The sequence below is a fragment of the Henriciella marina DSM 19595 genome (genome assembly GCF_000376805.1).
Lineage (GTDB): Bacteria > Pseudomonadota > Alphaproteobacteria > Caulobacterales > Hyphomonadaceae > Henriciella > Henriciella marina.
The window spans coordinates 437,076-459,673 of the sequence record NZ_AQXT01000002.1 but is presented as its reverse complement, the minus strand read 5'-3'; the positions used below and the strand labels follow the sequence as shown (position 1 = coordinate 459,673).

23 protein-coding genes are annotated in these 22,598 nt (G+C 61.3%); 8 read left to right on the top strand and 15 right to left on the bottom strand.

Annotated features, from left to right (window positions below; genetic code table 11):
- Positions 1 to 22 precede the first annotated feature (22 nt).
- Entirely contained in the window at positions 23 to 1,609 is a 1,587-nt protein-coding gene (locus F550_RS0102305) for a sensor histidine kinase (RefSeq protein WP_018146910.1), read from the top strand.
- Positions 1,599 to 2,015, top strand: coding sequence for a response regulator (locus F550_RS0102300; protein ID WP_018146909.1), 417 nt, complete (start codon positions 1,599 to 1,601; stop codon positions 2,013 to 2,015). The genes F550_RS0102305 and F550_RS0102300 overlap by 11 nt, the downstream gene beginning before the upstream one ends.
- Here the strand turns inward: F550_RS0102300 and F550_RS16600 are convergent.
- From F550_RS16600 to F550_RS0102260, 7 genes are all read right to left on the bottom strand, one after another.
- Positions 2,008 to 2,463 (bottom strand): response regulator, encoded by a 456-nt coding sequence (locus F550_RS16600; protein ID WP_018146908.1) that lies wholly within the window; start codon positions 2,461 to 2,463, stop codon positions 2,008 to 2,010. The two genes, F550_RS0102300 and F550_RS16600, sit on opposite strands and share 8 nt — an antisense overlap.
- 117 nt (positions 2,464 to 2,580) lie before the next feature.
- Positions 2,581 to 4,014, bottom strand: coding sequence for an amidase (locus F550_RS0102290; protein ID WP_018146907.1), 1,434 nt, complete (start codon positions 4,012 to 4,014; stop codon positions 2,581 to 2,583).
- Between the two features lie 177 nt (positions 4,015 to 4,191).
- A complete protein-coding gene (locus tag F550_RS16595; protein ID WP_018146905.1) occupies positions 4,192 to 4,809 on the bottom strand; it encodes a class I SAM-dependent methyltransferase in 618 nt (205 codons plus the stop codon).
- Positions 4,806 to 5,447 (bottom strand): PIG-L deacetylase family protein, encoded by a 642-nt coding sequence (locus tag F550_RS0102275; protein ID WP_018146904.1) that lies wholly within the window; start codon positions 5,445 to 5,447, stop codon positions 4,806 to 4,808. Before F550_RS0102275 ends, F550_RS16595 begins: the two co-directional genes overlap by 4 nt.
- Positions 5,448 to 5,452: 5 nt before the next feature.
- A complete protein-coding gene (locus tag F550_RS19270) occupies positions 5,453 to 6,481 on the bottom strand; it encodes a hypothetical protein (RefSeq protein WP_018146903.1) in 1,029 nt (342 codons plus the stop codon).
- A complete protein-coding gene (locus F550_RS16590; protein WP_018146902.1) occupies positions 6,478 to 7,515 on the bottom strand; it encodes a glycosyltransferase in 1,038 nt (345 codons plus the stop codon). Before F550_RS16590 ends, F550_RS19270 begins: the two co-directional genes overlap by 4 nt.
- Positions 7,512 to 8,018: a DUF892 family protein gene (locus tag F550_RS0102260; protein WP_018146901.1), complete on the bottom strand. Its 507-nt coding sequence runs from the start codon at positions 8,016 to 8,018 to the stop codon at positions 7,512 to 7,514. The genes F550_RS16590 and F550_RS0102260 overlap by 4 nt, the downstream gene beginning before the upstream one ends.
- A gap of 609 nt (positions 8,019 to 8,627) precedes the next feature.
- Between F550_RS0102260 and F550_RS0102255 the strand changes: the two genes are divergently transcribed.
- From F550_RS0102255 to F550_RS0102245, 3 genes are all read left to right on the top strand, one after another.
- Entirely contained in the window at positions 8,628 to 11,483 is a 2,856-nt protein-coding gene (locus F550_RS0102255; protein ID WP_018146900.1) for a class I SAM-dependent DNA methyltransferase, read from the top strand.
- Positions 11,484 to 11,582: 99 nt separating this feature from the next.
- The gene (locus F550_RS0102250) at positions 11,583 to 12,191 is read left to right on the top strand and encodes a hypothetical protein (protein ID WP_156807794.1); all 609 of its coding nucleotides are present in this window, start codon (positions 11,583 to 11,585) and stop codon (positions 12,189 to 12,191) included.
- Between the two features lie 170 nt (positions 12,192 to 12,361).
- A complete protein-coding gene (locus F550_RS0102245; RefSeq protein WP_156807793.1) occupies positions 12,362 to 14,254 on the top strand; it encodes a putative bifunctional diguanylate cyclase/phosphodiesterase in 1,893 nt (630 codons plus the stop codon).
- A 25-nt stretch (positions 14,255 to 14,279) separates the two neighbouring features.
- Here F550_RS0102245 and F550_RS18315 read toward each other — a convergent pair whose 3' ends face one another.
- The 5 genes from F550_RS18315 to F550_RS0102220 form a co-directional block, all read right to left on the bottom strand.
- On the bottom strand, positions 14,280 to 14,681 hold the full coding sequence (locus tag F550_RS18315; RefSeq protein ID WP_018146898.1) for a hypothetical protein: 402 nt from the start codon (positions 14,679 to 14,681) through the stop codon (positions 14,280 to 14,282).
- Positions 14,682 to 14,742: 61 nt separating this feature from the next.
- The gene (locus F550_RS0102235) at positions 14,743 to 14,928 is read right to left on the bottom strand and encodes a DNA gyrase inhibitor YacG (protein WP_018146897.1); all 186 of its coding nucleotides are present in this window, start codon (positions 14,926 to 14,928) and stop codon (positions 14,743 to 14,745) included.
- On the bottom strand, positions 14,925 to 15,980 hold the full coding sequence (locus F550_RS18310; protein ID WP_018146896.1) for a ribonuclease E/G: 1,056 nt from the start codon (positions 15,978 to 15,980) through the stop codon (positions 14,925 to 14,927). The genes F550_RS0102235 and F550_RS18310 overlap by 4 nt, the downstream gene beginning before the upstream one ends.
- Positions 15,977 to 16,690: an RlmE family RNA methyltransferase gene (locus F550_RS0102225; RefSeq protein ID WP_018146895.1), complete on the bottom strand. Its 714-nt coding sequence runs from the start codon at positions 16,688 to 16,690 to the stop codon at positions 15,977 to 15,979. The genes F550_RS18310 and F550_RS0102225 overlap by 4 nt, the downstream gene beginning before the upstream one ends.
- A complete protein-coding gene (locus F550_RS0102220; protein WP_018146894.1) occupies positions 16,687 to 17,805 on the bottom strand; it encodes a Ppx/GppA phosphatase family protein in 1,119 nt (372 codons plus the stop codon). The genes F550_RS0102225 and F550_RS0102220 overlap by 4 nt, the downstream gene beginning before the upstream one ends.
- Before the next feature lie 204 nt (positions 17,806 to 18,009).
- Here F550_RS0102220 and hspQ point away from each other — a divergent pair, with 204 nt between their 5' ends.
- Positions 18,010 to 18,336, top strand: coding sequence for a heat shock protein HspQ (gene hspQ, locus F550_RS0102215; protein WP_026180513.1), 327 nt, complete (start codon positions 18,010 to 18,012; stop codon positions 18,334 to 18,336).
- Positions 18,337 to 18,338: 2 nt separating this feature from the next.
- Here hspQ and maiA read toward each other — a convergent pair whose 3' ends face one another.
- Complete coding sequence (gene maiA, locus F550_RS0102210) at positions 18,339 to 18,986, bottom strand: maleylacetoacetate isomerase (RefSeq protein ID WP_018146892.1); 648 nt, start codon at positions 18,984 to 18,986, stop codon at positions 18,339 to 18,341.
- Positions 18,983 to 19,990, bottom strand: a complete 1,008-nt coding sequence (locus tag F550_RS0102205) for a fumarylacetoacetate hydrolase family protein (RefSeq protein WP_018146891.1) — start codon at positions 19,988 to 19,990, stop codon at positions 18,983 to 18,985. The genes maiA and F550_RS0102205 overlap by 4 nt, the downstream gene beginning before the upstream one ends.
- Before the next feature lie 90 nt (positions 19,991 to 20,080).
- Here F550_RS0102205 and phhA point away from each other — a divergent pair, with 90 nt between their 5' ends.
- Positions 20,081 to 20,962 carry a phenylalanine 4-monooxygenase gene (gene phhA / locus F550_RS0102200; protein WP_018146890.1) on the top strand — a complete coding sequence of 294 codons (882 nt, stop codon included), beginning with the start codon at positions 20,081 to 20,083 and terminating at the stop codon, positions 20,960 to 20,962.
- Positions 20,959 to 21,279: a hypothetical protein gene (locus tag F550_RS0102195; RefSeq protein ID WP_018146889.1), complete on the top strand. Its 321-nt coding sequence runs from the start codon at positions 20,959 to 20,961 to the stop codon at positions 21,277 to 21,279. The genes phhA and F550_RS0102195 overlap by 4 nt, the downstream gene beginning before the upstream one ends.
- On the opposite strand, the gene F550_RS0102190 is transcribed toward F550_RS0102195, so the two are convergent.
- Positions 21,276 to 22,598 (bottom strand): N-succinylarginine dihydrolase, encoded by a 1,323-nt coding sequence (locus tag F550_RS0102190; RefSeq protein WP_018146888.1) that lies wholly within the window; start codon positions 22,596 to 22,598, stop codon positions 21,276 to 21,278. The genes F550_RS0102195 and F550_RS0102190 overlap by 4 nt on opposite strands.

The following is a 22,598-nucleotide window of genomic DNA, read 5'->3' as shown; positions in this document are numbered from 1 at the left end:
AAGAGATTCTCGGGAGACCGCAATGCTCAAAGACGCTGTGATGCCCCGATTCACGGGGCCCGAAGAGTTGCGGACTGAGCTGTTTCAGTTGCTCGCAAACGACTCTCGCGCGGTCGGTCTCGTGCTGCAGCACTGTTTCGACGGCGTTTTCTATTGGGACCTGAAAGACTTCTCACGCCAGTTCGTTGGCCCGAGGTTCTGGGAAATGCTCGGGATCGATGCAGAGTCGGAAGATGCCAAAGACTGGCATAACCGTGTTCATGCGGAGGATCGACAAAATTTCTACCTGGCCATTGAGGAAGCGATCCAGAAGCCGGACGTCGGGATCGACCAGATCGTCCGTTATCGCATGGCCAATGGAGAATGGCTTCATATTCGCACGCGCGGCATAGTCATTCTCGATGATGGCGGCTTACCTTTGCGGCTACTCGTCCTCAACAGCGACGTCAGCGACCATGTTTCACTCGAAGCGTCCGAGCGCGCCAGTCGCCAGCAACTCGAACAGGCCTTGCGCGACAAACAGATCTCCGAAGAAGAGCTGCAGTTCATCTTTGATGCGATACCGCTTCAGGTCTTTTACAAGGATGACCAGAACATCATCCTGCGCGCGAACAAACTCGCAGCAGAAAACCTCGGGATGAACGCGGAAGACCTCAAGGGCGCCGATACCTACGACCTCTTCCCCGATATGGCCGCCAAATACCACGAGGATGATCTAAAGGTCATCGACAGCGGCGTGCCGGAACTGGGCATTGTCGAGGCCTATGCACCGAAAGACCGGCCCACAGGCTGGGTCAAGACGGACAAGATCCCGATGCGCTTCGCAGACGGCAGCCGGACACTGCTCGTCGTGGCGGCTGATATCACCGAACTCAAGGAGCAATCGGCCAGGCTTGAGAAACTGTCTGAAGCGTCCAGTCAGTTCGCATCGATTGCCGCCCATGACCTTCGAAGTCCGCTGCGCCAGACCCGCGCCCTGATGGACATGTTGCTCGGAGAGGTGCGCGAGGCGGGCGTCGAGCTTTCAGAGGATGGTGCATTCGCGCTGGACCACATCACCGTCAGCCTCAACAAGATGGAGAAGATGGTCTCCGATCTGCACATGCTCTCCAAGCTCGAAAGCCGATCGGTCGAGCGACTTCCTGTCGACATAAATGTCGTGATGGAGCGCGTACAACGCGCGCATGAAGGTCTTCTGGCCCAAGCCAATGCGAACATTACCATCGCCTCGATACCGCAGGTCACTGGGTCAGAACGGCTTGTCGAATATGTCTTGTCAAACCTTGTGCGAAACGCCTGCAACTTCCGCAGGGGCGACAACGTGAATATCAGTCTTCACGCAGAGCTCGACGTACCGAACCAGCGCCAGAAAATCTACTTCAGCGATGACGGAATTGGCGTTCCTGAGGGCCAGCGGAAACGCATATTCGAACCATTTGCGCGCCTGGAAGCTGGTAAGACAGGGGAAGGGACCGGCCTCGGTCTCGCTATCGTATCGCGCATCATGACTGCGCATGGCGGCGACGTTTCTATTGATTCTTCCTACAAATCGGGCACTAGGTTCATCCTGAGGTTTCCCGTGACAGGAGTATTGGGCCATGGCTCGTGAACTGAACGTTCTTGTGGTTGACGACGATCCGATCGATCAGAGGCTGTTAAGTTCTGCACTGCGCAAGTGTAGTGACGACATCCGGATCCGGACTGCCGATGGCGGACTGGAGGCGCTCGATGCCTTCTCAAAGGATGACCTGCCCGACCTTGTCGTAACGGACATCAAGATGCCGGGTATCGATGGTCACCAGCTGGTCGACCTCATTCGCGGCACGCCCCGATACTGCTGTATTCCGGTGGTCGCCTACTCGACGTCCATGGACGAACAGGATGTTCGCAACGCCTATATGGAGGGCGCGAACGCATACATCGTGAAGCCATCGTCTCAGGCAGATTATCTCGAAGTTGGCCGTGCGATTGTGGACTTCTGGACCAAGACCGCGGAACTCCCACGCCTTAGCTAAGCGGCCTTGCAAGCTTCGGCCCCAGAACGGCGGCCGACTGCAAGAGCAACCACATGTCTTCCGGCTCCAGCGACCCCTTTTCCATAACGGCAAAGGCGCCTTCGTGAATGGCGCACGCGCGCAGCGACGGCGTAAGCGCATTTGTATGCATCACCAGCCCCGCATCCGGACACGCCGCGCGCAGCTCCCTGATCCGACCCTCTGACAGGCTGCCATCGCCCAGCATCCGGTCCAGCACGATGACGTCAAACGTCGGCGCATCGACCGCCAGCAGCTCATCGACACTGGCGAAACACTCGACAACGCCGAGCCAGCCGCCGATCTCCTTGACCAGGATCTTCATCAGAAACGCATCCACCGGATCATCCTCGATAACCGCGACCTTCAGATGTGCGTTCGGCATGAAGGCATCATCGAGACCGGAATCGAAACTTCTGAAATCACTCATCAAGGTCTCCCCATGGTGCGGGGCACGCCAGAATGATTCTGATGAGCGCGTCCACAGGAATATGCTGCGGCCACAGGCAGCGCGACATTCCAGCCCCGCCTGCCCGCAGTGCCGCCCCTAGCCCCAGAGCGGCGGGCGCACCGCCTGCCACGGCCGCGCTTCTTCCAGCTGCGCCGCCAGCCGGAACAGCGTCCCCTCATCGCCATACCGCCCGGCAAACATCATCCCGATCGGCAGGCCATTGCCATCGCGCCCCATAGGCACGGACATGGCCGGCTGGCCGGTAAAGTTCTGCGGCGGCGTGAACGGGAACACCTCGGCCTGACGCCGGTCGACATCGCGCGGCGCCATATTCACCGGATCAACCTCGCCAATCTTCGGCACGCCCTCTGCCAGCACAGGCGACAGGATCACGTCATACGTCTCATGCCGCGACAGGATCTCCCGGCTCATGCTGCGCAGCGTCGCCCAGCCCGCCATCGCCTCAGACCCCGTCAGGTGCTTGGAGCCGCGATAGTTGCGCCAGGTCAGCGCCTCCATCTCTTCGGCCTCCGGTTCACGCCCCTTCGCCGCGATCAGCCCGTCCACCGTCGCCGCAAAGTTGCTGCCAGAGACAGCCCGCTGCGCGAGGTAGAGCCGCCGGTAATCAACGCCAAGCCCCCGCTCCTCGACATCATGGCCAAGCGCCTCGAGCAGCTTTGCCGTCTCCTCCAGCGCCGCACGGATCTCCGGCGCCACAGGCCGCCCGCTCGGCGTCTCCGAATGGAAAGCCACCCGCAGCCGCCCGACCGGCGCGCCCACTTCCTCGGCATACTGCCTCTCCTTGCCCGGATAGGCAAAGGGCGCCCCGGGCTCCGGATACCCCGTCGCATCGAGCAGCGCCGCGCTATCTCGCACACTGCGAGAGACGACATGCTCCACCGTCATGCCAATCGCGGCCGCATCATCATAGGAAGAGTTCGGGTTGCGATCGCGCGTCGTCTTCATGCCAAAGAGGCCGCAGCACGCCGCCGGAATGCGGATAGAGCCGAGCCCGTCACTCGCATGCGCCATGGGTAGCACGCCCGCCGCCACGCTCGCTGCCGCCCCGCCAGACGATCCGCCCGTGATATAGTCGGTGTTCCAGGGGTTGCGGCAGGGTCCGTGAAACGCGCCCTCCGTCGTGCCGGTGATCCCGAATTCAGGCGTATTGGTCTTGCCGAACAGGTTCAGCCCCGCCTCGCGAAAGCGCCGGGTCAGCGCACCGTCTTCGGGCGCGATGTCATCGCTTAAAAAGCGGGACCCGCTCGTCTGCGGCCAGCCCTTCACCGGGCTCGCAATATCCTTGATCAGGAAAGGCACACCCCGGAACGGACCATCCGCCAGCCCGCCGCCAGTCGCCGCCGCCCGCGCCTCGTCATAGGCCTTGTAGGTGATCGCATTGAGCTTCGGATTATACGCTTCCACGCGGGCAATCGCCTCCTCCAGCACCTCCAGCGCACTCACCTCACCAGAGCGCACCATCCCCGCCAGCGCGGTGGCATCAAGTTCCGAGTAATTCTCGATGGTCATTGGCTTTCCTCCTGAATATGCGCCGGGCATCCTTGGCAGGCGCTGTTTTGGAAGGAAGCTTGGCGGATCAGGCGCACGGCGGCAAGAGCGGCGTGGGTCCAGGTAAGCGTCATTTTTGCGCGCCTTATGCCCGGCACCAGGTCGATCTCCTCGACCAAAGACACAGACTCAGCCGTCTCACGCCCATCCGTGACCCGCCAGACCTTCCTGGCTCTGTGCGCGATCCCAGCTCTCCGCGCGCCACCGACGCGCGATAATCTGCCGCCGCTTGATGAGCGGGCATTCGAGCAAGTCCGCAAAATCACGGTGAACGCTGTTCGCAGGCCGGGCGCGATCTGAGAAATTTTCGACATGGTGCAGGAGGACGAGGCGGCCGCCGGGTTGCAAGGTGCGGGAGACTTCCCGTGCCAGCATTCCGAAGGGCTTGCGGCCAAGGTAATACAGCAATTCAGAGATCACGATGAGGTCGAACGCCTGCGCGGGGAGCCTCTCAGCGACATCATGAAGGACGACCTCTACGTGCGGCTGCGCGTGCACAGCTTTGCGGACAAGCTCTGCGCCAGCTGGCGCCCCTTCTGTCGCGATGAGGCGGCGCGTCCTGTTGGCGATCATCAGCGTGTTGGAGCCATTCCCCGCCGCGATCTCCAGCCCCCGTCCATACGGCCCCGGCCCTATCGCTTTTGCGAGAGAAGCGCGCTTGACGGCTTCATACCTGCTGTCCCAGGTTTGCCAGGGGTCGGCATCTGCCTCGAACTTCTGCTCGAAGCCTTCCAGAGAGATGGCGCCGCGTCTCATTGTTCGGCGAAGACCTCTGTGGGCGGGCAGAAGCTGGATATCATCGCTCTGTCCATTGAGAACCCGCCCGGATCGTCGTCAATCATCCCTGTCTGGCTGCGGTAATCCCTGATGGCAGCAAGCTTCATTGTCTTCACCGGCCCAAGCGTCAGCGCATGGCGCGGCCTGAAATCGCCGCCCTTTTCCGGCCAGACCAGATAAGCAAACTGGCGAACGCCTGCAGGCCAGGCTGATTCGCAGGCCCGCGCGACGACCTTGTGGTCTGCATGGTAGTCCTGAGCAGATGGCCGGAACACATAGTCGGGCATCGGCCCGCGCCGAAGCCCCTTCACCAGCCGCCGCTTGCCTGCCTCGTTCAGGCTCGCCAGACCACTGTCTGCATGGCGCAGGAAGGTCACATCATTGCGGCCAAGTCCCGCCCGGCGCATCGCCGCAAGCGTTTCGCATTCGCGCTGCGCGGCCAGTCGCTGCGGCGGCCACCGGGCACTGTCATGCGAGGCGGCGCCGTCGGTCACCACAATCACGTGTACGTTCGCCGCGTCCCGCGCCGCGCGGTGGATGACACCGAACGCCGCGATCGTCTCGTCGTCGGGATGCGGTGAGACGACCAGCACCCGCTTGCCCTCGAAAGCTGGCAAGGGCCTCACAGGTCCGGCACCAGCAATCCGTTCGCCGCCGCCCGGCCGACTTCCTGTACCTTCGCGTCCGGGGCGGGCTGTTTGAGATAGACGGTGAGGTCCATCATCTGCTTGCAGAGCGGATGGGCGTGAAACAGCGAGCTCACGCCGACACTGCGCTGCGCCAGCATCAATGCTTCTTCGGCCAGCTCACAGACCGTCATGCGGGCATGCGCGACCGAAGCGAGCTTCTCTTCGGTCGACTGCCTGAACCAGGACGTCTTGGCGGCCCTCACGGCACACGCAGACAGGTCCGCGCAGCGATAGAGCCGGGCCAACCGCTCTGTCTGCTGCTCGCTATTTGCCCGCCCGGTCTTCAGCAGATGGTCGCGCACCTTGTCGAAAAGCCCGGCCACCCCGCCGGCATGCGCCGCAACAAAGCGCAATGCCCCGCCGCTGAAGCAGGGTTCGCGCTCATAGTCGCCCGGTTCACCCACCGTCCACGCCTCATCGAACCCCGCCCCCTGCCAGCGGACAAGATGGGTCTCGGACGCCTGCATCCCGGCGACGTTCCACCAGGACCGGTCAATCGCTGGTGGTGTCTCGGCAAGGTCCAGCAGGACCAGCTGCACGCGCGCCTTGTGGCCCGCATTCAGCGTCACCAGCGCATGCGTGAGAAGCCCCGCCCCGCTCGCAAAAGCCTTGCCGCCCATCAGCCGACCGGCCTGCAGCGACAGCGGTGCGTCTTTCAGGTCGGCATTCCACACGCCCAGCACACTGCCCCGGTTCAATATCTCCTGGAGACGCGCGACCTGCACTTCATCGCCGCGCACCAGCACCGTCTGGACCGCATCCACATGCCCCTCGAGCAGCCGCGCAAAGGCGAGGTCCTCGCGCCCGGCCCCATAGATGCACTGCAGGAGGCTCAGCATGTTCGTTTCGCTCTGCCAGGCGGGCATGATGAGCCCCCGCGTCGCCTCATGCACCCGCTTCGAGAGCGCCCGCGCCGCCGCGGCGCCTGCGCCTTCCGGCTTCGGCCTTGCCTGCTCGCTCATGCGACTGCCGTTTCCGGCTGCGGTGCCTGCAGCGCTCTCAAGGCCTCTTCTGCGGCTGGCAAGGGCAGGACATTCGACCGGCCGACACAGTCCTCTGGCGCGATGATCTCGACAAAGGCGTCGCTGGTGCGCACCTCGCCTGCGACATCCGCCAGGTGCCGCTCGCAATAGCCGAACCGGCGCGCCGCGGCCGCAATCGCCCCCGGCCCCGCCTCATAGGCCCGGCGCAGCGCCGCCTGCAGCCTGTAATGCTTCAGGCACACCGCCGGGTCGGCGACCAGCGGCGGCAGATCGCTATGCAGCTGGACCCGCAACTCATCGGCAAGACCGCCAGGCGCGCGCCCCGCCGTCCTGTTGGAGGTAAACACACGCACCGCCGGATCATGACGCACGCGGTAACCCTCGCGCCTCGCCTTGGCGACCAGCGCCGTGTCCTCGCCGCGCACATAGGCCGGAAAGCCGCCCAGAGCGCGATACACATCGGCGCGAAAGCCAAGGTTCGCCCCGCCCAGCGACGGATGGCTCGGCGCCGCGTCCCAGGCAATCGGGTCCACCGCCCGGCGCATCGTGTGGAGGGCGTCCAGATAGTCTTCCAGACGCGTGCGCCAGCAGCCTATCAGACGGATATTGCGCTCGATATGACCGGCCACGACGTCAACCTCGCTGAGCGCCCGCCGCGCGCTCTCGATCCAGTCCGGCTCCGGCACGGAATCGCCATCGGTGGTCAGGACGATCCCGCCCCGCGCCCCGGTCACCTCAAGGCACATCTCCATCGCCAGATGACGCGCGCGCCCCGCATTCGGCTCGACCCGCGGCAGGCTCGAAATCTTCATCTCGAAGCTGAGGCGAGGCGCCGCCGCACGCAGCAGCGCCTCGCTCTCATCACTACAGCCATCGAGCAGGAAGCAGACCGTGAACGCGCCCGCCCCCGCACTCTGGTCACAGAGCGCATCGAGCAGGCGCGGCAAACGCCCTGCCTCGTCGCGGACGGGAATCCCGACCGCGACAGGCAGATCTTCTGACCGAGAGATCATGCGCCCTTGCCCTTTGCCTCGAGGTTCTGGCTGCGCTCTGCGAGCTCGGTCATATATTCATCAGAGCTGTAGATTTCGGACGTCGCCTTGTTCAGCTTGCTGGCCGCATCATCGAGACCCAGTGCCTCGGCAAAGGCCGCCGCCGTGCCGAACCCGGCAATGCCGTAATGGCTCATGCGCTGGAATTGCGCGATCGCCGCGACATCCTTTACGTCGGCCTCGGCGTCCATTTCGACCGCATGCTTGCGGGCCTCTTTCACAAGGCCTTCCATGCCCTTGCAGTGTTCTTTCTTGAGCTCACCGCCCGCATCGCTGATCAGGTCCTGCAGGACGCCGGCATGCTTCTCGATCCCGCCGACGGAGCCGCGCAGCCTCGACGACAGTTTCTCATCGCCAACCGCATCGGCCATCTCTCTGACCACCTTGACCATCTGGTCGTTCGCCGACCAGAGATCCTGGAGTTCTTCAAGGTAAAGGTCTTTCAGGTTTTGGGGGGAAGACATCGGGGATACCTCATCTGGTTGATAGGTGAATGGACCAGATCAACCCCCGCGCGCACGCCCCGTTCCCGCCAGAAATGCCCCCAACCCGCCAAGCCGACACGGGGTTAGCTTCGGTTAAAATCTGGGGAAAGGCTCGGAAGGCGGCAGGCAGACGGAAAGGGCGCCCGCGCTCTCTTCTCGCACGGGAGAGTGGACGAAGGAGAACTTATCGCCTGCCGATGCGCCGGAGCAAATGGTTCGGCGCCGTCGTCTCACGCAACCCAGGTCGCCTGTGTCTATGTCATAAGTGAGGGGCTCGCGCGGGCAGAAGAGTGATTTTCCCCTCTCCCGCGGGAGAGGGGCCAGGGGTGAGGGGGCGACCCATCTCACCAACCACGACGCGCGCAGCGGTAACCCAGGCCTTCCGCACAAAGCGCTATTCAGGCCGAATGGCAGACCCTGCCATTCAGCCATAGCCAGCGTCTTTCGATCTGGAATAGCCCGTCAAGGGCGCGAAGCGTCCATAGGATTACACCCTTGACGGGCTATTCCAGATCGGACACCCGCTATGTCCACCTCTGGTTTCCGCTTTTGGAAACCGCCCTCCGGACTCAATCCACAAAGAGCCCCATGACGCCATCCGACTTCATCCGCAAATGGGAACGCTCCGAGCTGAAAGAGAGCGCGTCTGCGCAACAACATTTCCTCGATCTCTGCGAGCTGCTCGATGTCGCGAAACCCGCTGACATGGACCATTCCGGCGACAGCTATTGTTTCGAAAAGGGCGCGACCAAGTCCACCGGCGGGCAAGGCTTTGCAGATGTCTGGAAGAAGGGTCATTTCGGCTGGGAATATAAAGGCCCGAAAGCCAAGCTCGACGCCGCCTACACCCAGCTTCAGCGCTATGCCGTTGCGCTGGAAAGCCCGCCGCTCCTGATCGTGTCGGATACCAAGCGGATCGTGGTTCGCACGAACTGGACGAACACAGTCAGCGAGAAGCATGAGATCGAACTGACCGACCTCGTGGATCAGAAATGGCGCGATCTCCTGCGCAACTGCTTCACCAATCCGGGCGCGCTGAAACCGAAACGCACGCGCGACGATCTTACGCGTGAAGCGGCAGACGATTTCTCAAAACTCGCTCAGCGACTGCGGGATCGTGGCCATCACGCCCAGACAGTCGCCCATTTCGTCAACCGGCTGGTCTTCTGCATGTTCGCGGAGGATGTGAACCTCCTGCCGAACAAGCTCTTCCAGAAGGCGATGGAACGCTCGCAGCGAGAGCCGGATCGCGCGGAAGGCCACCTCACCAACCTCTTTGCGGCGATGCAAAATGGCGGCGAGTTCGGCCTTGAAGACATCCCATGGTTCAATGGCGGCCTGTTCGACAGCGCCGAAGCCTTGGCCATGGACCGCGACGATGTCGACCTCGCGCTGAAGGCGGCGAAACTCTATTGGGGCGACATCGACCCTTCTATCCTCGGCACCCTTTTCGAACGTGGCCTCGACCCGTCGAAGCGCTCACAGCTTGGCGCGCACTATACAGACCGCGAAAAGATCATGATGATCGTGAACCCGGTCATCGTGGACCCGCTGGAGGCCGAATGGGAAGGGATGAAGGCGCAAATCGAGGCGGAGATGGAAAAGTCACGCACGGCGAAATCCTCCGGTGCCAAGACCCAAGCCTATAATCGCGCAGTGAAAGCGCATTCGGACTTTATCGAGAAACTGGCCGAATTTCGTGTGCTGGACCCGGCCTGCGGTTCGGGCAATTTCCTTTATCTCTCGCTCAAGGCGCTGAAGGATATCGAGCACAAGGCGAATGTCGAGGCCGAGGCCCTCGGCCTGCCACGCGGCTTCCCGCGTGTCGGCCCGGAAGCGGTAAAGGGCATTGAGCTTAATCCTTATGCGGCAGAACTCGCCCGCGTTTCCATCTGGATCGGTGAAATCCAGTGGATGCGCGAGAACGGGTTTTCGGTGTCCGACAATCCGATCCTGAAGCCGCTCAACACCATCGAATGCCGCGACGCGATCCTGAACGCGGATGGCACGCGAGCAGAGTGGCCGGAGGCGGAAGTGGTGGTGGGAAACCCGCCCTTTCTGGGCGACAAGAAAATGCTGGGCGACCTTGGTAGTAGCTACGTCATCAGCCTCAGAGAGGCATGGACTGAGAGAGTACCGGGGGGCGCTGATCTGGTGACCTATTGGTTTGCCAAAGCTTGGAAAATGATTGGCGACAAGAAATTGAAGCGGGCTGGCCTAGTGTCGACTAATTCAATTCGGGGCGGCGCAAATCGCGATGTATTGCGCTATATTACCGAGGGGGGAGACATCTTTGAAGCTTGGTCTGACGAGCCATGGATCGTAGATGGGGCTGCAGTCCGCGTCTCAATTGTATGTTTTTCCGCGCACTCAGCTTCCGCCACAAAGCGGCTCAATGGCGAAATTGTCGCCGAGATACAATCTGACCTTGATACCGGCGACATCGACTTTGCGAACTCTACTGAATTGAAATCGAATCTGGATGTAGCGTTTATCGGCAACCAGAAGGGAGGCAGCTTCGATGTCTCCGGAACGGTGGCACGTAATTTTTTGGAGCTTCCCTCGAACCCAAACGGCAAAAAGAACCAAGCCGTTATTCGACCGTGGTCCAACGGTTTGGATGTTGTTCGTCGCCCTAGAGACATGTGGATCATCGACTTTACAGGGCTATCAGAAATGGAAGCCGCGTTCTTCGAATCTCCATTCCGATACATACAAGAGAACGTGAAGCCTTATCGCAAAAGCGCTGCTCATAGTTCGAGCAAGTCAACTTGGTGGCTTCATCAACGCCCCCGACATGCTTTCAGAAAAGCGATTGCCAACAAAGACAGGTGTCTTGCTACCGCAAGGCTTGCCAAGCATCGGGTGTTTGTGTGGCTGCCGCGAGAAGTTGTGCCTGACAGTCAGATTGTTGCCATCGCCCGCGATGACGACACAAGCTTCGGCATCCTGCACAGCAAATTCCACGAACTCTGGTCGCTGCGCATGGGCACCTCGCTCGAGGACCGCCCCCGCTACACGCCGACCACCTGTTTCGAGACCTTCCCTTTCCCCAAAGGCCTCACCCCGGACATTCCGGCCGAAGCCTACGCCGACGATCCACGCGCGCAGGCCATCGCGGTGGCCGCCGCGCGTCTCAACGAGCTGCGAGAGAACTGGCTGAACCCACCCGATCTCATCAAACGGGTGCCGGAAGTGGTCGAGGGCTATCCAGACCGCATCGTGCCGGTCGATGAGGCAGCGGAGAAAGTCCTGAAGAAGCGCACCCTCACCAATCTCTACAATGAGCGCCCGGCCTGGCTCGACCATGCCCACCGTGCCTTGGATGAGGCCGTCGCCGACGCCTATGGATGGGGCGATGATTTCCGCGCAGGCACGCTGACGGACGAGGAAATCCTGAAGCGCCTGTTCGACCTCAATCAGGCACGCGCCGCAAAACAGTAGGCTAAACTTTCCGACCGTATTCCCCCCGCCCCTATCCTCTCATCCATGCAGGACAATTCCGGGTTCATAGAGGCAGGGTTTCGCGCCTTGGGGGAGGAGATGGCATATCTCTCTTTCCGGGCCGGGCTGGAGCGGGCCGAAATCCGGCTTAGCCGGCGGCTCTACACCCATGTCCGGGCGCGTCTGAAACTGATCGAGACGCTGCTGCGCCGCCTCCTCGTCCTGATGGCGGCGTCGATTGAGATAAGCGTCATTCCGGCGAAAGCCGGGACCTCGTCCAGCCAGACCGCGCCCTCAAGGCCAGCCCCCTCACAGGCGGGCCCCTCTCCGGCCGCACCCGCCCCCGCCGAAAAGGGTAAATCCCGGCGCGGCTTTGCCCTCCTGCCCACACTGCGGGAGAGGCCGCCCCTGGACCCCTCGGTGTTTGACACCTTGCGGGCGGAGGTTTCGGGGCGTGGCTGCCGCCCGCTTGATCTCGCACCGCTCATGCACCGCTGGAACACCGTGGGGGCACTCCTCAGACACCCTGAAAAGGCCGCCCGGCGCATGGCGTGGCGGCTTGCGCGCCTGCGGGCTGCAGGCGCACCGCGCCCGCTCTGTCTCGCCCCCACAGATACGCGCCGCACAGCGACAGAGCTTCAGCTGATTGCCGCCAGCCTCCCGCATCTGGTCTCGCGGGCGCTCTCTGGTTGGTATGATAGCGGCTAACGCCCCCGCGCCCTTTGCTCCTTGTACGACCCTTGTTGCCACAGGGCGCTTTTCCGCTTGCCTGTGGGCGCTGGTGCATGCCTGCCACCAGGGAAACGGGGCGCGTTAACCAAAGATAACCGGCAATCCTTCGAAATTTTATATTTGCTTACCCATGATTTACCGCTTTCGTGCCATCCTGGGGCATGGTCGAAAGTACACTAGAATTTGAGCCGGGACTGCGGGACCTGCATGAACGGTTACGCCGAATTGCCTATCGCATCGGCATTGTCGGTCTGGTGCTCGTCTGCACCGCATTTCTACTGTCCGCGGCGACCGGCGTTCTGAAACCAACCTCCTATTTCGAGGCCGTTACCTACTGTCTCATCCTCGGCGCGATTTCCCTGGCTGCCCGGCGCGACTATCATATCGAGCGCGTTCTTCACGGCGGACTGGCGCTCCTCTTCCTCAGCTACTGGGCCTACACGCTCTACGAATTCCACATCGGGGCGGTTGATCCAAACAGTCTGATGTTTGTCCTGTTCATTCCGGTTTTCATCGCCATCGGCCTCGATTTCCGGCTCCAGTTTGCCCTTGCCCCCGTGCATGCCGGCCTTGTCTGGTATTGTTTTGGGGCGTTTGCCGAGATTTTCCACGGCCCGGGTTCAACCACGGTCAATGAGACCGCCCTTGGCATTACACTCGCCGCCTTTTCCGCGATCCTCCTCTTCCTCCTCGGCATGGTCCAGATCGCCCGCCAGAAGACAGACCTCCGCCTCGTCGAAGTGATCGCAGAGAAAAACCGCCTCGCCACCACCGATCCGCTAACCGGCCTTCTCAATCGCCGCGCCTTCCTCGACGCGCTTGAAGCATCGGCGAAGAGCAATGGAACGGTGACGCTCGCCTTTATCGACCTCAATAATTTCAAGCCGCTCAACGACCAGTATGGCCATGCCGCGGGCGATGCGGTCCTGAAGGCGATCGCGTCCCGGCTGGAGCGCTGCGAGGCCATTTCGGTCGCCGCCCGCCCCGGCGGCGATGAGTTTGCGGCCATCCTCAACCCGTTCCTCGATCAGGCCGGCGTGGATGTCGCCATGGCCGATCTGTATGAAGAGCTTGTCTGCGACGTCGCCTGGGATGATCGCCTCATCCATGTCGGCGCCTCGATGGGCTATGCCGATATGAAGGGTGAGGGCGCCGAGACGGATCTCCAGGCCTGCCTCAACCAGGCCGACACAGCGATGCGCCGCGTCAAGGCGACCGGGGGCGGCTATGCCCGCTTCACCGAAGCGGTCGATGGCCCGGAAGTGCGTACTGAGCGGCTCAATATCACTTTCCCGCGCGCCCTCGCAACCGGTCTGATCCGCCCTGCCCTTCAGCCGATCGCGGATGCGAGCAGCCTGGACATCGTCGGCCACGAACTGCTTGCCCGCTGGACCGGTCCGAAATCTGGCGCTGAGAGCCCGCGCCAGCCTGGACCGGATGAATTCATTCCGGTGGCAGAGAAACTGGGGCTCCTAAATGAGCTTCTCTGGACCACACTCCACACAACGCTTTCAAACTGGCCAGACACCATTCGCGCCTTGTCCGTAAACATCTCTCCGGGACAGCTCCAGACCCCCGATTTCGTGACCACGCTTCGCCGCGTGATCGACAAGCATGGATTTGCCGCAAGCGCGGTGACGCTTGAGATTACGGAGAAAGTGGCGCTCAGAAACCTCGGCGCAAACGTCAAAGTCCTCGAGCGGGCTCGCCGGGCCGGGATGTCGATTGCGCTGGACGATTTCGGCACGGGCTATTCGTCCCTGTCGCTCCTCAGCCAGTTACCACTCGACACGTTGAAAATCGATCAGTCGCTTGTTCATGCAGCCAATAAGAGCAAGGACGGCCCCGAAACCGCTATTCTTCGCGGCGCGCTACAGCTGGCACGCGAGATTGGACTCAAATCCTGTGTCGAGGGCGTCAACTCAGAGGCGCTCGCCACCCAGATGAAGACGCTCGGCGCGGACCAGATCCAGGGCTACTGGATCGGGCGCCCGAAACTCGTGGAGACCCAGAAAGACGAGATCCTGCTGGCTTCCTGACCCGCGAAGGCCGTCAGGTCAGCGCCTAGTCAACGCAAAGCGCCGGACCGGCTACGCCGTTTTCCACCGTCTGGTAGCAGCCAAAGATGTTGTCATTGCTGGTACATTGACCGGTGACGCGTGAGCCGCCATCGGCAAATTCACCACTGGTCCGGCATGTGCCCGTACACTCAGAGCTGTCCGTGCAGATCTTCCCACCATCTGCGAAGGTCTGGATACAGTTTTCCCAGCCCAGCATCCCAGCGCGCTCAACACTTCCGCCGGCTGCTTCGCAGCGCGCACGTTCTTCTGGCGTCGCAAATTCGCCTTCGAACGAGATACGTTCATAGGGTTGAGAAGGCTCAGACGGTTGATCGGGAGGGGTTTCGGCTGGCACGGCGCAAGCGGTCAGGACGAGCAGGCTGGCAGTCGCAAGAATAAAGCGCATCGAAGTGGCCTTTCATGGCACAAAGCGTCACCGACACTCTGCCAGCATCCGGGCCGGCGCGCTACTCGTCGCGTTCTTCCTTGTAGCTTGGCGCTTCGTCGGCCTGTTCGGCGGGCCGCCCGGGAATGGCGTAGCCGCCTTTCAGCCAACGCGAGAGATCGACGTCAGCGCAGCGTTTGGAGCAGAAAGGCCTGAACTCCGGATTGACTGGCCGGGTCTCACAGATCGGGCATTTCGCCTTGCTCATTCTTTCCTCACCACCGATTTCTCGCCCTTGCCACTGGCAATCTTTACCCGGCCTGAAAAGGCCTCCTGCAAGAGCGCGTCACATTGCTTTCGCCGCGCTATATAGGCCTGAACCGCTCTTGCCGACAGGGTGAGCCTGTAGAAGCCAGTGCGATTTGCAGCTGTTTCCCGCGCTGCCGCCCTGAAGAGAGCAAGGAGTTCGGTTTCCGGTGTTGGCAGCCCCTGGGCATCGTTCAGCCTGTCTTCGACCGGCGCTTCTGCCCAGGCGAGCTGGGCCTGCAGCAGGCCGAAGGCCGACGGCTTCAGCGCCTCTATCTGGCGAGCGGAATAGGCGGCGAATTTCTCCTGCAAGCCAGTCCGGAGTTTATCTGCCGATGAGGCGGTGACCGGACCGATACAGTCAAGGACAACAAGGCCGCCGAGATTGCGCAGGGACAATTGCCGCGCGCTTTCCTGCACCGCTTCGCGATTGATGCCAAACGCCCGGGCACCAGCGCTTCCCTTCGACATGCGCCCAGCCGTGTCGATGTCGATCGCCGTCAGAGCACGGGTTCGCTCAATACCAAGATTTCCCCCACTCGGCAGCGGACACCATTTTCCTAGCGCTTCATCAAACGCGCTTTCGATCCGGTCGAAGTCCAGAGGGTCGGCCACCGTGTCGAATTCAGGCGCCCCGACAATGGAGGTGCTCCAGCGGTCCAGCGGCGGGGGAAGATTCTCGGACTTTTCCCGGGTGACCTTGCCGCGGGCGAGCTTGTCGCGGCGCGCTTCGGCCACAATTTCCACAATCGCCGCAGCGCCTTCGGTCAGCTTTCCGGCGTCGGCGGACCGGACGAAGATTTCCTCGCCTGAGGCTGCTTCAAAAAAGGCCCCGCCCTGCTCAACCGCCCGGCGGCGAAGTCTCGCGTCCACCCTTGTGTGAAGACGAAGGCCTGCCTCTTCGCCGCCCCAGCGCTCAACGAAGAGGCGAAAGGGCTTTCCCTGCGCATTGAATGCGGCCGCCCGTATCTCTCCCGGCGTGCGATGCACAAGTATCCGGGCGTCCGCACTCATGAGCGGCCGCGAAATCCGAGCGCAACAACGAAGAGTTCTGGCGAACCAGCCCGGCTGGCCGGTGGTTTGACGTGTTTGACGGTTTTGAACATGCGCTTGAGATCATTCAGCATGTCCTGCGTCGCGCCGCCCTGGAAAACCTTGCTGCAGAAGTTTCCGCCCGTGACGAGATATTCACTCGCAAACCAGAGCGCTGTTTCTGCCAGCGCGGCAGTTCGAAGGCTGTCGGTCTGTTTGTGGCCGGTCGTGTTCGCGGCCATGTCGGAGAGAACAAGGTCAGGCGGTCCGCCAAGGCCTTCGAGCAGGCGTGCCACATCTTCCGGCTCATTGATGTCGCCCTGGACAATATGCGCGCCCGGAAGCGGGTCGATGGCGAGAAGATCAATCCCTGCAATTTCGCTGACGCCGCGGCGAAGGCACACCTGAAGCCAGCCGCCCGGCGCACTGCCAAGGTCGACCACGCGTTTTGCGCCCTTCAGAAGGCCCGTCTTCTCATCAACCTCGATCAGCTTGTAGGCCGCCCGCGCGCGATAGTTTTCCTTCTTGGCGAGCTGTACGTAAGGGTCGGACAGCTGGCGTTCGATCCAGCGCTTTGAGCTTTCGTCCTTCGCATTATAGGCGATGATCTTGCGCTCAGACATGCGCCGACCCGACCCTTGTTTCTTTTCCTTGGGTGGGCCTTTCCAGCGCCGCTTGCCATCGTCGGTCATGATTTTGCCTCCACGGCCGCTTCGCCGCCTTGTTGTTTTGGCTTGCGTTTGCGCCCGCCGCGAGACCGTTTGCGTTTCGGCCCCTTCATCATGGAGAGCAGCAGGCCCTCGCGTAGACCGCGATCAGCCACACGCATTCTTGATTGAGGCGCAAGCGACCAGACAGCATCCATCAGGGCGCAACCTGCCAGCATCAGCCCTGCCCTGTCTTCACCAATTGTCGGATACTTCGCTCGTCCGACCGGCCCCGCGGAGATGAGTGCGTCCATGGTTGAATAGCATCCATCATGATCCATCCAGTGGCCATCCACCATATCGCGCCGGTACCGCTCGAGACCGAAATGAACCCCGGCAACGCAGGTGACTGTACCAGACGTGCCGATGATATGGGACGCCCCATCTGCGAGGATCGCGCGCACATCATGCTTGGTCGCCCACGGTTCGATATAGCTGCGCGCCTTTTCGAGCATGGCAGGATAGGCTTCGGCTTCATCGAGATGGCTGAAGGCTTCGGTTAGCGTCACCACGCCGAGCGGGACGCTGACCCATGCCTTGATAGGCGGCTTTTTGAGCATGCCATCAAGGCCACTGTCCCGGGCCCGGTCGGCGTCAACGAGGGACAGCTCCGTCGAGCCGCCACCAATATCAAGGACGAGGGCACTTTTTGCGTCATCGTCTATGAGGTTGTGGCAGCCGATCAGCGCCAGCCGCGCCTCTTCCTGAGGGCCAATGATCTTGAAAGTGAGCCCGGTCCGTTCACGGATCTGGCCGATGAAGTCAGCGCCATTGGTCGCTTTCCGGCAGGCCTCGGTCGCGATGCAGCGGACATGGCCCACCCGCTTCGCCTTCAGTTTTTTGGAGATTGCATCGAGCGCGTCAAACGCACGGTTCATCGCAGCCTCGGAGAGCTCTCCAGACTGTTCCAGACCTTCGCCGAGGCGCGCGATCTGTGAGTGGGAATCGACCACGTTGAAGCCCTTGCGCGTTGGCGCAGCGACCAGCAGTCTGCAATTGTTCGTACCGAGGTCCACCGCCGCATAGAGCGGTGGCCTTCGGTCATTGCGCGAGGGCCGGCGGTTTCGCCTTTGACCCTCACGCGATTTTTTTTCAGCCATGTGAGGCCCAAATCTTGTCGGTTGATAACCGCAATATCACATTGAATGGAGATGAGCCAACGACCCAACATATTCTCGCGCATAGCTGCGCTGTTCAGGACGCCCAAAGCCGCAGAAGCGGACGCTGAGGTGCTGCAATCCATGCCAGAGCCCGATGAAGAAACCGCGCTGGGCTATGGTGAAGACGGTTATCCGCACTTTGCGATCGACAGACGTCAGGCGAGGTTCCAGATCGGCCAGGTCGTGAAGCACCGCCTGTTCGATTTTCGCGGCGTGATCTTTGATGTCGACCCGGTCTTTGCCAATTCCGACGAATGGTATGAAGCCATCCCCGAGCATCTGCGTCCATCGAAAGACCAGCCCTATTATCACCTCTTCGCCGAGAACGATAAGACGCATTATGTCGCCTATGTTTCAGAGGGTAATCTGCTCGTTGACGACAGCGACCAGCCGGTCAGCCACCCCGATATCCCCTATGTGCTGGACCGGACCGATGACGGCTATGCGCTCAAACGCAAGCAGGCCAACTAAGCTCAGTCTGGCTTGACCGCATCAGGGGCCGCCCGCGCGAACGCATCGAGCGCCCGGCACGCCTCATCGACTTCAAGAAGTCTAGGAAACAGGCCAAGATCGGTCTTGTAGCGCTGGGCGTTATAGACTTGCGGCACAAGGCAGATTTCCGCCAGCGTCGGCGTATCCCCGAAGAGGAATGCAGCCCCTGAATGAGCCTGCGCCATTTCCTCAAGCGCCGTGAAGCCGCGGAGGATCCAGTCACGATACCATTCACCGACGGCGTCCTGATCTGCGCCGAAATCGTCTTTCAGTTTTTTCAGAACCGAGAGGTTGTTCAGCGGGTGGATGTCGCAGCCGATAACGTCCGCAAAGGCGCGGACCTGAAGGCGGGTCCAGCTATCTTCCGGCAATAGCGGCGGGTCCGGATAAGTCTCATCGAGCCATTCGAGGACCGCCATGGACTGGCCAGCGCGCTGGCCGTCCACTTCGATCATCGGGACGCGCATCTGCGGATTGAGGGCGCGGTAGCCCTCGCGCATCTGCTCATCGTTGCCGGGCGCGATGTTCACCGCTTCTGACGTGTAGTCGACACCCTTGAGGTTAAGCGCGATCCGCAGCCTGTAGGCTGCGGACGAGCGCCAGTATTCATAGAGTTTCAGTCCGCTCATGGGGCAACGACATCCTGTTCGATCGCACCGAAGACGGTGTGACCGGCGCTGTCCTTGACCTCGATGCGGATCTTGTCGCCGACTTGCATGAAGCTGGTCGTCGGCTCACCGTCGCGGATGGTTTCGATCATGCGGATTTCCGCAATGCAGGAATAACCAAGACCGCCATCGGCAACAGGCTTTCCTGCCCCGCCGTCGGGGTCGCGATTGGAGATCGTACCCGAACCGATGATCGTGCCAGCGCAGAGCGGCCGGGTCCTGGCCGCGTGCGCGACCAGCGTGCCGAAGTCGAACGTCATATCGACATCGCATTCGGGCTTGCCGAATGGCTTGTCATTATAGGTCGACAGCATGGGAAGATGCAGCTTGCCGCCGCTCCAGGCCTCGCCAAGCTCATCGGGTGTAACCGCCACCGGCGAGAACGCGCTCGACGGTTTGGACTGGAAGAAACCGAAACCCTTGCCAAGCTCATTCGGGATGAGGCCGCGAAGGCTGACATCATTGCAGATCATGATGAGTTTGACCTGATCGAGCGCGGCCTTGGCATCGATGCCCATGGGCACGTCGCCCGTGACGACGCAAACCTCTGCTTCGAAGTCGAGACCCCAGGACTTGTCGTTCAGGGGGATCGCCTCACGGGGCCCAAGGAAGCTGTCAGAGCCTCCCTGATACATCAGCGGATCGGAATAGAAGCTTTCCGGCACTTCAGCGCCGCGGGCTTTGCGGACCAGCTCGACATGGTTGATGTAGGCAGACCCATCGGCCCACTGAAAGGCACGTGGCAGCGGCGAGGCGCAGTCATGCTCATGGAAGCGTTCGGTGGGCACGGAGCCGACCTCAACCTCCTGCGCAAGCGCGGCGAGTTTCGGCGCCTTCAGGTCCCAGCTGTCGAGCGCCGACTGCAGGGTCAGGGCGATGTGGCTGGCGTCTGCGTAGCGGGTGAGATCTTTTGAAACGACGACGAGCTGGCCGTCGCGTCCCTTGTTGAGGCTTGCGAGTTTCATAGACGGCGTATCCTTTCCTCTCTTGGCGTTGTGCCAGTGCGAAGACCAGCTTTCCATTTCTTTCAGTGTTTAGTGCGTTATAATAGTTGCATGAGCAACCATTCCGAACGCCCTGCGCACGCACGAGCTGACTGGACCATAGATCAGGGCTGGTCCGACTACACGGCAGAAGAACATGCCGTGTGGGACATCCTGTACAAGCGGCAGATGGACGTTCTGCCGGGCCGCGCGGCGCCTGAATTCCTCGACGGATTGAAGGCGCTGGATCTCGGCAAGGGCGGCATCCCCGAGTTTGAGGCGATGTCGGACGAGCTGGAAGCGCTGACCGGCTGGCGCGTCGTCGCCGTGCCGGGACTGGTGCCGGATGAGGTGTTTTTCGATCACCTCGCCAATCGCCGCTTTCCGGCCGGCCAGTTCATCCGCAAACGCAATCAGCTCGATTACCTGCAGGAACCGGACGTTTTCCATGACGTGTTCGGCCATGTGCCGATGCTGACCAATCCGGTCTTTGCCGACTATATGGAAGCCTATGGCAAGGGGGGCCTGCGCAGCCTCGATTTTGCGGCGCTGAAGAACCTTGCCGCGCTTTACTGGTATACGGTGGAATTTGGGCTGATCCAGACCGATGAGGGGCTCCGCATCTATGGCGCGGGGATCGTTTCCTCAAAGACAGAGAGCATTTTCGCGCTCGAAGACCCCTCCCCCAACCGGATCGGGTTTGAGCTGGAGCGGCTGATGAAGACCGATTACCGGATCGATGATTTCCAGCAGACCTATTTCGTCATCGACAGCTATGAGCAGCTTTTCGATGCGACAGTGAAAACCGATTTCGCGCCGATCTATGACAAGATGCAGGGCAATTTCGAGCTGAAGCCTGAAGACATTGAGGCATCTGACACGGTCCTGCACCGGGGCAGTCAGGCCTATGCCGAGGCGGGCGGTCGCCTGGCACCGGTCGGTAGCGGGAAATGAGATGGGCCACGGCGCTTGCCGTGAGCGTATTTGTTTTTGCGCTACCTGCGCTCGGCGATGACGCGGTTGATGCATCCTGCCAGTTTGAGGGTACGCCGCTCCATGGGAAAGTTCAGGTCGTCGACAGCTTCCCGGACATCAAGATCAAGGCCGTCGACAGTTTCCCCGATCTGAAAGTCCAGATGGTGGAGAGCTTTCCAGACAAGTGCGGACAGTGGCAGCTGGTCGAGAGCTTTCCGGATTTTACCGTCCAGTATGTCGACAGCTTCCCCGATATCGAGGTTGAGATCGTGTCGTCCTTTCCGGGCGTTCCCTAGTCGAGCTCACTAAGACCCAGGCACTCTAAAATTGCCTCGCGGGCGAGCCTGCACTCATTGGCGAAGGCCGGATCGGCGAGATCTGCGGCCACCACTTTGTCGCGATAGGTCCGCGCGACAATGTCCTGCAGCCTGTCGATCTTGTCCTCGTCCAGCAGGACGCCCTGATGACAGGCATCAAGTTCTTCATCGGTCATCACGACACGCAGGCGCAGGCATGCCGGCCCGCCGCCATTGCGCATGGACTGGCGCACATCGACATACTGAACCCGGCCGATCGGGCCGTTGCCCTCGACCATCTTCTCACAGAAGGCACGCGTGCTTTGAGTTTCCTGCGTCTCAAGCGGGGCGAGCAGAACGAGGCGGTCTTCGCCGGGCCATTTGAGGAGCTGCGAGTTAAAGAGATACGAAGTGATCGCGTCGCCGATCGGCACGTCCGCTTCGGGCACCATCACGGTCTTCAGCTCAAAGAGTCCCTCACCCGCCTTGCGAATGGCATCCAGCGTGGCGTCTGTCTCTTCGAAGGCAAGCTCATGATAGAAGAGCGTATCGAGCGAGCCGACGCAGACAACATCATTGTGGAAGGCACCGGCGTCGATGACCGCGCGCGACTGGCGAGCGAACACTTGGCGGCTTTGGGACAGCGTATGGGCCCGGGCGATACTTTCACTCGCAAGTTTTGTCTGGCGGGCCGGAAAACCGACCGCGCTCTCTCCGGCGTCGCGCCCATAGACGAAGACTTCAACGCCTTCAGCGCCATGTTCAGCACACAGACGAACATGATTGGCGGCGCCCTCATCAGCGAAATCGGCATGCATTGGCAGGGCCGCGTGAACGCCGAACCTGTCTGTGTCCCCGAAAATCGAAATCAGCGCGGCGGTCGTGTCGGGATGCTCTGTGGAGCGATGCAGCATGGTCGAGAGGTTCGCTGTCGTCAGATGCAGCCTGCCATCAGATGCGTCAGCGGATGGCGAGACGGTGGCCGCATTCGCCGCCCACATGGATGACGCGCTATAGGCAGCCTTGAGGAGCTTTGGATTGGCGCGGGCGGCCGCTTCAATGATGTCGGCGTCGCTGCCCGAAAAGCCCGCCGCGACCAGTAGATCGAAGTTCGGTCGCGGGAGCGGTGGCAGCACACCCTGTTTAAGTCCCGCCCGCAGGAGGAGCCGCATCTTTTCCAGCCCCTGAATTGCGGCCTCCCGCGGATTGGAAACATCTCCCTCATTACGGGCGCTGGCGAGGTTACCTTCAGACATCCCGCCATAATTGTGGCTCGGCCCGATCAGGCCATCGAAATTGACTTCGTATGCTGTGCTCAT